Source organism: Streptococcus oralis ATCC 35037 (assembly GCF_900637025.1).
GTDB classification, from domain to species: domain Bacteria; phylum Bacillota; class Bacilli; order Lactobacillales; family Streptococcaceae; genus Streptococcus; species Streptococcus oralis.
The window spans coordinates 291,463-304,195 of the sequence record NZ_LR134336.1 but is presented as its reverse complement, the minus strand read 5'-3'; the positions used below and the strand labels follow the sequence as shown (position 1 = coordinate 304,195).

The window sequence follows — 12,733 nt, the reverse complement described above, 5'->3', positions numbered from 1 at the left end:
TCTTGCAAGACCTTTCTCTTGTTCACTTTAAAAAATGAGGTTGAGAAAGATTTCTCAGCCCCAACCTATATGCAATTTTCTATAAGCCATGTTTTGTTCCAGAAGTGACTAGGACCACTTCCTTCGATAATCATCTGTCTACCGCTAACAGCATAAATCTGCTAGCAGTCAGAGTACTACGTTCGTTTCCGTGCACTCCATGCCCCGACCAAAATTTGGGTTGCTAGCTTGAGGGGTTTACCGCGTTCCACTCTCTCTGTTTCCAGAAAGACTCCGTCACTGTGGCACTTTCAAGCCTATTTTGACCTATCCGAAGACTTAGCCATTTCGACTGCCGTAACGATTTCTCGTCCCTAGGCTTATGGATTCGCCTAGCACAAACACTACAGGCATCACAGCCTGTGCTAGCATGGACTTTCCTCATGAAAAGAGATCCTCTTCACGCGATTATCCAAAAATTGCACTCATTCCTTAGTCAATTATAAATCTTGGTTGTCTAAGATTTGCTTACCAAATACTTCTTTTTCGAGACGATTTAAGCGTTTCAAAATATCAAAATTTGTCATTGAAGTAGAAGCCGTTACTTCAATAGAGTCTGGTTGAGTTGGCGCTACCTGTGGTTTATGAGATAATTCTTCCTTCAAATCAGCAATCTCTTGACGAAGGGATTTGACCAAAGCTGCGTAGGTTTCATAATCCTTAATCACATCGTCTAGGAATTCATCGACCTCTGCTTTGCTATATCCACGTACTTCACGTCCAAATTCTTGTTCAAAAATATCTTTCGCTGAAAATATAATACTTGCCATGTCTCTCTCCATTCTGGGTTGCTAGTATTATTATATAAAAAAAGACAAGTAAAAATCAAGGTCAAAGGCTTACTTTTCAGAAAAATTTTCTACTATTTCATTCAAGTCCTCAAATGTTAATCTTCTTGTAACATAGTCCGCTTGATTTTTCATCATTTGGTAAAAATATCGTAACTTGGTTTCGTTTTCTTCGTCGTAAAAAAGATAACAAGTATCTGTATTTTCCAGCAGAAATTTTTGATAATCGCGTAATTGTCCCTTGTGCTCATATTGTGGATAGGCGTATTTGACAAAATCAACCTGCTTGAACTCACTCAATTTCGCTTGATTTGCTTCATTCCAATTACTGCCATGGGTTTCAAAATCAAAAATGGTCGCCAGTTGAAATCCATAGTCTGCTTTCATGTCTTTCGCCACCTGAAGCGCCCAGTACTCAAAGCCCAAAGTCCCTGTAAAGACAAGCCAAGTCACCCCATCCTCTGCTAGACGTTCCAGGTCTCTCCGAATGGCTGTTTTGATAATATCAACGCGAATATCCTTGTCATTAAAGAGACCAAGGTCCAAGGCTGAATAGCCTAAAATCAAGGCTGATGTCATTTTTAACCCTTTCTTTGTAAATTTATGATATAATAGAGTGATGTTATTGTACCAATAAGGAGAATTATGGTCAACTATCCACATAAAATTTCATCTCAAAAAAGACAAGCACCCCTGTCACAAACTAAAAATTTCGCAAATCGGGGAATGTCTTTTGAAAAGATGATCAATGCTACGAACGACTACTATTTGTCGCATGGGTTAGCTGTTATTCACAAGAAACCGACTCCCATCCAAATCGTACGTGTCGACTATCCCCAACGAAGTCGAGCCAAGATTGTTGAAGCCTACTTCAGACAAGCCTCAACTACTGACTATTCAGGGGTTTATGATGGATACTACATCGACTTTGAAGCAAAGGAAACCAGGCAAAAACATGCGATACCGATGAAGAATTTTCATCCCCATCAGATCCAGCATATGGAACAAGTCCTTGCCCAGCAAGGAATCTGCTTTGTACTCCTTCACTTTTCTTCTCAGCAAGAAACCTACTTATTACCGGCTATTGACCTCATCCGTTTCTATCATCAAGATAAGGGACAGAAGTCAATGCCACTTGGATATATTCGAGAAAATGGATATAGGATTGAGCCTGGTGCCTTTCCTCAAATTCCCTACCTCGACATTATCAAAGAACATTTACTAGGTGGTAAAACAAGATGAACAAACAAACTTTTCTGCGAATAGCTAAGTATGTCAGCATCAGTCTCTTAACTGTATTTATCGCAGCTGTAATGCTTGGTGGAGGTCTCTTCCTCTACTATGTTAGCAAGGCTCCAGAACTTTCTGAAAGTAAACTAGTTGCTACAACGTCAAGTAAGATCTATGATAGCAATGACGAGCTTATTGCTGATCTTGGATCGGAACGTCGAGTCAATGCCCAAGCAAACGAAATACCGACCGATTTGGTCAACGCTATTGTTTCGATTGAGGACCATCGCTTCTTTAATCACCGAGGAATCGACACGATCCGTATCCTAGGTGCTACCCTCCGAAACCTTCGTGGTGGTGGAGGTCTGCAAGGAGCTTCCACCTTGACACAGCAGTTGATCAAGTTAACCTATTTCTCTACGTCAACTTCTGATCAAACTCTTTCTCGTAAGGCCCAGGAAGCTTGGTTAGCCGTTCAGCTAGAACAAAAAGCGACTAAACAAGAGATCTTGACCTACTACATCAACAAGGTTTACATGTCAAACGGGAACTACGGAATGCAGACAGCTGCCCAAAGTTACTATGGCAAGGATCTCAAAGATCTAAGTATTCCTCAATTGGCTCTCCTTGCTGGTATGCCTCAGGCTCCAAACCAGTATGATCCATACTCGCATCCAGAAGCTGCTCAAGAACGTCGTAATCTCGTCCTCTCTGAGATGAAGGGGCAAGGTTACATTTCAGCTGAGCAATATGAAAAAGCGATTAATACTCCGATTACAGATGGACTTCAAAGTCTAAAATCAGCTAATAGTTATCCTCCATACATGGACAACTATCTCAAAGAGGTAATCGATCAAGTCGAACAAGAAACAGGCTACAACCTCTTAACGACTGGTATGGACGTCTACACCAACGTTGATCCTAAAGTTCAACAACATCTCTGGGATATCTACAATACCGACGAGTATGTCAACTATCCAGATGATGAAATGCAAGTAGCTTCAACGATTGTGGATGTGACAAATGGGAAAGTCATTGCTCAGTTAGGTTCTCGTCACCAATCAAGCAATGTTTCCTTCGGAATCAACCAAGCTGTGGAAACCAACCGTGACTGGGGTTCTACCATGAAGCCAATCACAGACTATGCTCCTGCCTTGGAGTATGACATCTACGACTCAACTGCTTCGATTGTACATGATGTTCCATACAACTATCCTGGAACAGATACCCCTGTTTACAACTGGGATAGAAGTTATTTTGGAAATATCACCATCCAATATGCGCTCCAACAATCACGGAACGTTACAGCCGTAGAAACCTTGAACAAAGTCGGTTTGGATAGAGCCAAGACCTTCCTGAATGGAATCGGTATTGACTATCCAGATATGCACTATGCCAACGCGATTTCAAGTAATACGACTGAGTCAAACAAAAAGTACGGAGCAAGTAGTGAGAAAATGGCTGCTGCTTACGCTGCTTTTGCTAACGGTGGTATCTACCATAAACCAATGTATATCAACAAAATCGTCTTTAGCGATGGTAGCTCAAAAGAATACGCTGATCCTGGTACTCGTGCCATGAAAGAGACGACCGCCTATATGATGACAGAAATGATGAAGACTGTCTTGGCATACGGAACGGGTCGTGGTGCTTATCTCCCTTGGCTACCTCAAGCTGGTAAGACTGGTACATCAAACTATACAGATGATGAAATTGAAAACTACATCAAAAATACTGGTTATGTAGCCCCAGACGAAATGTTTGTTGGTTATACTCGCAAATATTCAATGGCTGTATGGACAGGTTACTCAAACCGCCTGACTCCTATCGTTGGTGATGGCTTCTATGTTGCTGCTAAGGTTTACCGTTCAATGATGACTTATCTGTCTGAGGATAACAACCCTGGCGACTGGACTATGCCAGAAGGCCTCTATCGAAGTGGTGAGTTCGTCTTTAAAAACAGTGCTCGTTCTGCATGGACTGCCCCTGCTCCGCAACAGGCCCCAACACCTGAAAGTTCGAGCTCGACATCAGAAAGTTCAACTTCACAGTCAAGCTCAACTACTCCAAGCACGAATAATAGTGCAAACAATAATACCAATAACCAGCAACCAAATACAACGCCTGGTCAACAAAACCAGAACCAAAATCAGAATCCTCAACCAGCACAACCATAACATTTATCACCCAGAAAAATCTGGGTGATTTTTTCATAGCACTATTGCATCTATCTGCTTAACAAAAGCCTGAGAAGACATCTTCTCAGGCTTTTTCTGTACTATAAACCTCATTGGGAAAGATAGGAAACGGATTTCGTAATCTTGTTAAGAGGTTTTACTAAATACTAGTCTTTCTTTGTTTTTGCTACAAAGAGAGCAGATAGAGCTAGGCTAACACCTGCTAGGAAGAGGGCTGTGTCAGATTGACTCTCACCTGTTGCTGGCAAGCTTTGTTCAGCTATTTCTTGTCTAGCAATTTCTTGTTTATGATCTGGAGTCTTACCTTGATCAGAAACTAGAGTGCTAAGTTTAAACTCTGGTTTCTCTACTGTCGGTGCTGCCTGGTCGCCTACTGTTGATAAGGGACCTGTGTAAGCTGGGAGCTCATGTTTCAAGGCCATAACGGAGTTGACTCCGCCCTGAAACTCAGGTTTCTCTACTGTTGGAGCAGCTTGATCACCTACTGTTGCTAGCGGGCCTGTGTATTCTGGCAATTCATGCACTAGAGCCATCACTGCATTGACACCACCCTTGAACTCAGGTTTCTCTACTGTTGGAGCAGCTTGGTCACCTACTGTCGCTACTGGGCCTGTGTACTCTGGAAGCTCATGTACCAAGGCTTCAACTGCATTGACACCACCTGTGAATTCAGGAACCTCAAGAACAGGTGCTGGTTCTTCACCCTTGCTTGATTGGATCGGTTCTTCTGTCAATTCTTGATGGAAGCTTGCCAATTCATAAAACTCAGCCTTGCCGCCTTCCCAGACTAATTTGACGTCTAGAAGAGAGCCGCCATTTCGGATAGCAAAAGTTTGGAGACTAGATGTAATGGCACCGAGGTCTGTCCAACTGTCTTGACCATCCTTGAGTGTTCTAGCAAGAACACGTGCCTTAGCTCCTTCAGGAAGACTGGAAACGAGACGAAGGTGGTTGGCATTGGTTGGCTCAGACAAGTGATACACCAATTCGCCCTTATCTTTTTCAGACTTGTAGCTGGTTAAGACTTTTCCGTCTACAAGATTATTATAAAGGTTGCCCTGGCTTTCTCCACTACTTCCTTCTACTGTTGGATCATTGATTGGTTTGACAAATTCACCATCGTTGATGACCAATTCTGTAAAGCCTACAAAACGGGCATCATAGTCTGCTGTATAGAGGACACGGAGATAGTTAGCTTTAACTGGTGTCGTCAATTCACCCTCGATGTAGCGATTTCCTGGCATCTTAGAATCATGTGTCCAACCATCTGTCAATGAATCATCGTGTGTGCTATTGGCCACACCATCTCCTACTGTCACGACATCTGTCCAAGTTTTACCGTCTTGGCTGACTTGGATCTTACCATCACGAAGATAGTTTTGAGTTCCGTCTTGGATGTAGGCTCTGATCTTCTTGATGGTACGTTCGCTACCGAGTTTCAAGGTTACATGGCCATCTTTATGGGCGTAGTCTGAAAACTCAACGAAGTTGTTATAAACACCGTCAAATAGTTGATCTAGGTTGTTCAGTTTACGAACATCATTGCTTCCGTATGTTGGATGAATGCCCATAGTTGTAGATTCTAGTTTGGTTGGTTGCACTTCTTTGGTTGTCACAAGGAGAGAAGTGGCTGTCACAGCTTGTTCCTGATCTGTTTTATTGACCAGACGAACATAACGAACCAAGTGGGTTGCGACAGTTCTGTCTGTCAACTGGCTAGCCGGCGTCCATTCTTGCGCATTTGCAGAGTACTCTAGACTAAGAGCTGGATTGGCCTGACCTTGGAGTTGGATGCTCTTGATTTGATGGATACGGTCAAGCTTCATTCCTAGATAGCTATGAGCAGGGAGTTTGGTTCCAGCTGGAATTTGAAGTTCGTAACTGCCCAAGCTATCCACTACCGGCGTTTCCTTCAAGGCATCAACGTTGGTGTCTGTTAACTCACTGTTTCCAGAGCGTGTCTCAACAGAGAAGTCCTGGATACGCCACCAGAGGTCGAGAGCCTTGGTATTGCGGACGCGAATATAACGAGCATTGATAGATCTAGTCACTTCCTTGGTTTGCTCACCTGACAAGCGATCCAACTCTTGCCATGCAGTTCCATCTGTAGAGTACTCAAGTACACCTGCGGCAAGTTTATCACCCGTTCCTTGGCGAAGGCGAACTTTAGTGACTGACTTGACTTCACCGAGGTCAAGTTGTGCCCAGGCATCTACTGGTGTCGTATTGCTACCGTCAGCATTTGCCATCATGGCTTCTGTATTGTCCTTGCCATCAGTGATTTGACGGGCTGAGGTATTTAGTTTGTAAACTAAGTTTGAGCTTAGACTAACTGTCGTTGCTTGTTGGCTACGAGCTTTTTCAACTGGACGGTTGACTGCAATTTCCTGAACTGCAAACCAAGTATTCTCGCGGTCTGCTGTCGCAATCATGCGAACTGCCTTGGCCTTGATGTTGAGATTTTCAAACTTAAGAAGGGATTCATTTCCGACATAGCTTGGCTCTTTCAAGGTTACCCAGTTATCATTTTCATCTAGATACTGCACTTCTGCCTTACTAAAGGTATCATTTGGATTAGCCTGCGTTCCCATAGCAAAGGTCAAGGTTTGAATCGCTATCGGTTTGTTGAACTTCATACCAATATAATCACCTGTCTTGATGCTATTTGGTGATTTAATAATCGCATGAGTTGCCAAATCGCCATCCGTTACTTCTGCCAAACCACCTTCTACACCTGTTCGATTGGTGATAAAGGTACTGATGATTTGGTCTGGATGCAAGACTTTTTGAACTTCAGACGCTAGAACTTCTTTCAAGGATAGGATAAATGGACGAATATGTTGAACACCCAATTCAGCCTTTTCCATATGGTCTACATAATGGAAGGTGTGAGTTTGAGACTGTTCGTACAATTTCAAACCTTTATAGTAGCTATCCCAGAGTTTGGCTGCATCGTTTGTAGCCATGGCTTCAGTTCCTGTAAGGAAGGCATCAAGGGCATTCATTTGGTCGATTGCATTATCCAACCAATAGTGGATTTGGGCAACCATTTTTTTATCGCCTGATGCTTTATAAAGTTCGGCTGCATCTTTAATCTTGGCAAATTCTGCACGCAAGGCTGCACGTTCGGCAGTCACATCCTGACCTGCTTTGAGCTTGGTCATGAAGTCTGTTAATTTTGGAGCCAAGTCTACCGATTCTTCTAGTTTGACGACACGATTATCCATGTTTTGGTTGATCATGTGCTTACCAAGTTCACGGAAGGCTGCCGATACCTTGCTATCTTCAAAATGACCATTTTCTACAAAGTTGAAGGCAATATCATTGATTTTCTTAGCTTCTTCTTCTGATTTCCACTGTTTCCATGAGTATTGAGCTCCTGAAAAGAGGGCAATCTTAGATGGTTCAGACTGTTGCATTGGGTTCAACATGATACCAGATAGCAAGCTAGGATCCACATTTGGATGAAGGAATTTCTCACCACCACCTAGAATCAAGTGCTGTTTAGAGTTATCTGTTACAGGCCAGTTAATCCAAAGTGAAACTGGGCGATAGGTCTTTCCACCTGCGGATAGATTGTTCTTGAGAGTTGAAAGGAAGCTTTCAGAGACTTCGCCCCAAATCTTACCACCCGTCAAGGTCATGGATGTTGAACTTGGGAGATTTTCATTGAGGGATTTCAACTCATCCTCACGTCCATTACCCCAATACTGTCCAGGAACAAAGATCATTTCTTTGCGAAGACCACTGTAAGTTCCCTGCATCTCAGTCAACCACTTGGTCATATCTTGCATCAAGCGGTTATAGCTATTGTAGCCTCCGACTGGGCTTGGAGCATCATCTGCAAGGATACCAAATTCGCGGACACCCACTTTCATCAACTGGGTAAATTTAGCCTTGATGGTTGCCAAATCTTCTTGGTAATGCGCTTCATTGCCAAAGCGGATACGGTTGTTCATGAATGGATGGATAGTCCAGACATACCGAGTTTTACTTTGATTTCCGACACGGGCAAGTTCACGAATTTCAGCTAGTTTTTCTTCTGGATAGAGTTCTCGCCATTTCTTGTTGTGGTATGGATCATCTTTTGGTGCAAAGAAGTATTGGTTCAATTTCAAATCGCCACCATAACGCATGAGCTCTGCACGATCGGCATTAGACCATGGATTTCCATAGTAACCTTCGATGAAACCACGGTTCTTGAGCTCTGCGTAATCTTCTACTGTCACATTACGAAGGACTGGCACTTGGCTTTCCTTGAGCATGTGTTTCAAGGTTGTCAAACCATAGAAGACTGCATCAGTGTCTTTTCCGACGATGGAAATCGAATTATCCTTGATACTCAAGACATAGGCGTCAATCTTGTCAAAGAGACCTGCTGAAACATTGGACAAGTTTTGCTCTGCTTGTGAGCCTTGTCCATGCACTCCAAGATAGATATTGGTTGCGCCAGCGATTGCTGCCTTACCAGTTGTATAAGATACTTGATTGTCCTGCAAGACACTCTTCAAGCGATTGCGAGTATAGATATCGAGTTGATCGCCCATGACCAGATTGACTTGCTTACGAAGGGCTGTAACACCTTCGCCATAAGTCACTTTTTGTGGCGTTGGGAAGACCTTGTACTCTTTCTTGAGATAGTCTGCGCTCTTGCTAGCAGCTGCAATGCTGTCTTCGCTAGCTGGTTTACTTGCAGTGAATTGATCTGCCAATTCAACTGTTCCATCACCGGTTTGGTCTACTTTTGGTTTTTCTGGTGTAGTTGGTTTTTCTGGTTGACTTGGTGCAGGCGTTTCTTGCTCTTCTTTGACAGGTTTCAATAGATGAACTTCAGCTGCACTTGCAAAACCACCAACGCCTTCCAATACTTTCAATTCAATCTTGTTGGTATGCACCGCCGCAAAGTTGACTGTTTTTTCTTGGGCGTTGTTGTCCCAGCTTCCTTCTGAAACCTTGACCATTTGGCCATCTTTTTGTGCGTAGATTTCGTAGCGCGTCACAACACCATTTCCACCACCTGGACGTGGGAGATACGTCAAGCCATTGATTTTTTCTGCTTCTTTCAAGGTCATAGTAAGAGTGTATGGCGCAGTGTCACCAGTCCATTTAGTATGCCAGAAGGTATTTGGATCATTGTCAAAGGCCTTTTCAACAGCGCCTTCAGTCGCGTTTCCTGGAAGTTGCTGACTGCTTGCGGTTGCAGTAATCTTATCATTTGAAATCAAACGAGGGTTTACAAATGCTTTGTCTGACAACTCTGCACTATGCAAGATTCCTTTGAAACCACCGATGCTTTCAAGCGGTAGAACCAAGCTATTGTGGGCAAAACGAGGGTGGGCTGGATTTGCAATACGCTCAATCTTTTCACCATCCACATAGACTTCCGTTGATTGTGGTTTGGTCACGATGGAGATTTGATAACGTTTGTTCTTTTCAAGTTTTTTATTGAATTGGATATGGAACTGTTCAAACTGGTAAGCAAGATAACCGTCTTTATCAGCTAGATAGATACGGTTGTCCCCACTTGTTGAGAAGGTTTGTTTACCGTCTCCAGTGACAGTCACATCAAACTTCAAGACGTGACTTGGACCAACATCACCAGCCAAGCCTTCGATACTGCTGTCTTTCTCAAAAGCCAATCCCTGTTCGCTTGCCTTCACTTTCTTGCTTGCATAGTTCTTGACTGTTTCAGAATTGATGGTAAACAAGTCGCTTTGATCAATCTCTTTATCAGGATTTGACTGTGGCGCATAAGGACTCGTTGGTAGGGTGCGTTCTGCAAAGGTCGCAGCTGCACGGTCAGATCCCCAGGTGCGTTCCGCAGTGGTTTGCATGCTCTTGAAGAAGCGTTTAAAGATATCATAAGAGGTCAAACCTGTCTCATGAAGGTCGATATTATCATTCCAAACTGCGTGACCACCACCAAGGATACTTGGATGAGAAGCTGGTAGAAGTGGACCTCCACCTGTTCTAAAATCATTCGGTGTCCAGCTATTGTACTGACGTTCGTAGTTAGCATAGTCCCCGTAAGCTGCTTGACTATTGCTTCCACTTGGCACACTATAGGTCGGTACATCTGTGATGTTGATAATTTTAGCTCCCTGAGCAATGGCTTCATTTGGTCGTTGCCATCCGATACTCCAGATATCAACCTCTACTCCGTTCCAATCAACAGGAGTGTTCCCACGTTTCGCACTGAGTGAGCCCCAGATACGAGGGGTGTAGCCCTTTCCTTTAATGTATTTGATAAGGTCATTGACATAGCGACGATAGCTTTCTCTGCTACCATAGTATTCATCCGTTCCGATATGAACAGTGGACACACCATGAAGCGGTGCATCTGGACCATCGAGGAGTTTGTCATAGACTGATTTGACAAATTTAAGAGTTTCTTCGTACTTGTTATCCAAGTCTAGCATGGCTACGCGCTCAACATTGTGCTTGCCTGCATAATCGCTCAAACTACCTTGATACATGAGGTCTGGGCGAACTTTGACAAAGGATAAGGCGTGACCTGGTGTGTCAATTTCTGGTACTAGGTTGATATGCAAGGCCTTGGCAAGTTTAATCAGATTTTGCATTTCTTCCTTGGTATAATGCTCATCTGATGTCAATTTTTGACCATTCTTACCGACAATGTCTGTCTCCACACGGAAACCCGTCTTGGCATGTTCAAGGACATATTTGAGTTGTTCTTCTGGACTTAAATTCTTACCTGCCAAGTGTTCCTTAAGGAAGATATAGTTATCGTTGAGGTGCAACTGCAAGTCATTCATCTTGTAGTAAGCCATGTTGAGCATGATGTCTACAAGAGTGTCATAAGGGATAAATTTACGACCTGTATCCAACATAAAGCCACGGTGGCTGAAACTTGGGAAATCACGAATTTCGCCATTTTGTAGGTTGCTTTCTCCCATTTGAAGAAGAGTCCGAGTAGCATAGAAGGCTCCTGTGTTTGTGGCAGCTTCGATGGTAATCACATCATTTTGGATAGTGATACCGTACCCTTCTTTACCATAACCCTTGTTTTCAACTTTTTTAAATTCGATTCGTTTTTGAGCCTGCTTGTCACCTGTTGCAAGTTCCAATCCACGGCTTGCAAGGTCTGACTGGTAGAAGGTTGCAGCCTGATCAAATCCTGAATCTCCTGTCGCAAGAACTGTATCTGAAGTGATAGAAGATTGACCTTCTTTCCCATACCATTGTTGAACAGCTGGTGCTACTTTTGGTTTGACACCCACACCCTCGTCCTGATGTAGACCCTTGATGACTACTTCAAATTCCTTAGTGAAAGTATGGCTGTCTTTGATTTGCTGCACCATAACCTTAACGCGTTGATCTGTCAGAGGTTTATAGATGTGATTTTGAAGGTCAATTACACCTTGTTTATTGCTTCCGATGAGACTGACTTTTCCTGGTAAAGTTGGTAGAACAAGAGACTGTCCATCTTCTGCTACTGTTAGTTCGGTTACTTGGCGGATATCCGTTACCCTACTATGGTCCGGAACGTTTGAATAAGCTCGAATTTCTTGGATTCCAACGTTTCTCCAGCCCATTGTGCCCGCTTGATAGTCGTTAATTTCTAACTTAAGATATTTAGCTTGAATACTTTCAGCTAGATCTACTTTCTCATCTAAAACAGGATCTCCAGTTTTGGTATGAGCGAGTTTCCATTGTTTTTCTCCATTAGCGCCCACGTCTTCTTGACCTGCGTAGTAGAGACTCCAAGATTTGATATTGGGGTCATTTTGCCCATTACGAAGACGACGATCCCAGTCTATTTCTACATGCTTGATGAGGGTAGTTTTTGGAAGAGTTAATTCAAAAGTTGGTTTTACTGCATCTCTATCTGTAGCCCAACGGGTATTGTCATCTCCATCGATAGCCTTATCTGCAGTAAAGTTGGTCCCAGTCTCATGGTTGCTTGCCTGAGCAGTAGCACCTTCGAGATGGTTGACATCTTCTCTATCTTCGATTGTCTTTTCAGCTGGTTTTACTGCTGGTGTAGTGGTTTCCGCAGGTTGTTTGTCTGCCTTTGGTGTTTCAACCGGTTTCGGCGTTTCTGCTGGCTTGGGACTTGCAGGGCTTGCCTCTGGTTTTGCCTCTTCACTTGCTGCAGGATTGGTTCCCTCATCAGTCGCTGGAGTTTCTTCATGACTTGCTTCTGTTGCAGCTTCTGCATCTGCTTTTTCAAGCGCAGCGGCTAATTCATCTGGTAACTTATCCAGAGCTTGAACATGAGTGACACTTCCCTCTGCCTCTGAAGGTGTTGCTGTTTCTGCCGCCTGAACCATATTGGCGCCAAAGATACTAGCACCAATCATAACGGAGGCTGCACCGATTGCAAATTTTCTTATACTATAGTGACAGCGTTTCTCAAAAAAATGTCTATCCATCTTTCTCCTATTCCTTTCATCCGCATACATGAGTAAGCGGTATCATTTCTCCTTTGAAAAAGGAGAGAACCAAGAGGTCCTC

5 protein-coding genes and 1 other RNA gene are annotated in these 12,733 nt (G+C 43.4%); 2 read left to right on the top strand and 4 right to left on the bottom strand.

The window, feature by feature from the left end; translation table 11 throughout:
• Positions 1-77: 77 nt before the first annotated feature.
• From rnpB to EL140_RS01540, 3 genes are all read right to left on the bottom strand, one after another.
• Positions 78-459, bottom strand: an RNA gene (gene rnpB, locus EL140_RS01550) — RNase P RNA component class B.
• A gap of 20 nt (positions 460-479) precedes the next feature.
• A complete protein-coding gene (gene gpsB / locus EL140_RS01545) occupies positions 480-809 on the bottom strand; it encodes a cell division regulator GpsB (protein ID WP_000146523.1) in 330 nt (109 codons plus the stop codon).
• Between the two features lie 69 nt (positions 810-878).
• Positions 879-1,406 (bottom strand): SLOG family protein, encoded by a 528-nt coding sequence (locus tag EL140_RS01540; protein ID WP_000199583.1) that lies wholly within the window; start codon positions 1,404-1,406, stop codon positions 879-881.
• 66 nt (positions 1,407-1,472) lie between these two features.
• Here EL140_RS01540 and recU point away from each other — a divergent pair, with 66 nt between their 5' ends.
• Positions 1,473-2,069, top strand: coding sequence for a Holliday junction resolvase RecU (gene recU, locus EL140_RS01535; protein ID WP_000248759.1), 597 nt, complete (start codon positions 1,473-1,475; stop codon positions 2,067-2,069).
• Complete coding sequence (pbp1a, locus tag EL140_RS01530; RefSeq protein ID WP_001041841.1) at positions 2,066-4,234, top strand: penicillin-binding protein PBP1A; 2,169 nt, start codon at positions 2,066-2,068, stop codon at positions 4,232-4,234. Before recU ends, pbp1a begins: the two co-directional genes overlap by 4 nt.
• A 167-nt stretch (positions 4,235-4,401) precedes the next feature.
• Here pbp1a and EL140_RS01525 read toward each other — a convergent pair whose 3' ends face one another.
• Positions 4,402-12,651: an SIALI-17 repeat-containing surface protein gene (locus EL140_RS01525; protein WP_000373805.1), complete on the bottom strand. Its 8,250-nt coding sequence runs from the start codon at positions 12,649-12,651 to the stop codon at positions 4,402-4,404.
• Between the last annotated feature and the right edge of the window lie 82 nt (positions 12,652-12,733).

What these genes read in the sequence shown, in the direction of transcription:
- pbp1a (WP_001041841.1), top strand. Translation starts at nt 2,066, where the DNA reads ATGAACAAACAAACTTTTCTGCGAATAGCTAAGTATGTCAGCATCAGT.
- gpsB (WP_000146523.1), bottom strand. Translation starts at nt 809, where the DNA reads ATGGCAAGTATTATATTTTCAGCGAAAGATATTTTTGAACAAGAATTT.
- EL140_RS01540 (WP_000199583.1), bottom strand. Translation starts at nt 1,406, where the DNA reads ATGACATCAGCCTTGATTTTAGGCTATTCAGCCTTGGACCTTGGTCTC.
- EL140_RS01525 (WP_000373805.1), bottom strand. Translation starts at nt 12,651, where the DNA reads ATGGATAGACATTTTTTTGAGAAACGCTGTCACTATAGTATAAGAAAA.
- recU (WP_000248759.1), top strand. Translation starts at nt 1,473, where the DNA reads ATGGTCAACTATCCACATAAAATTTCATCTCAAAAAAGACAAGCACCC.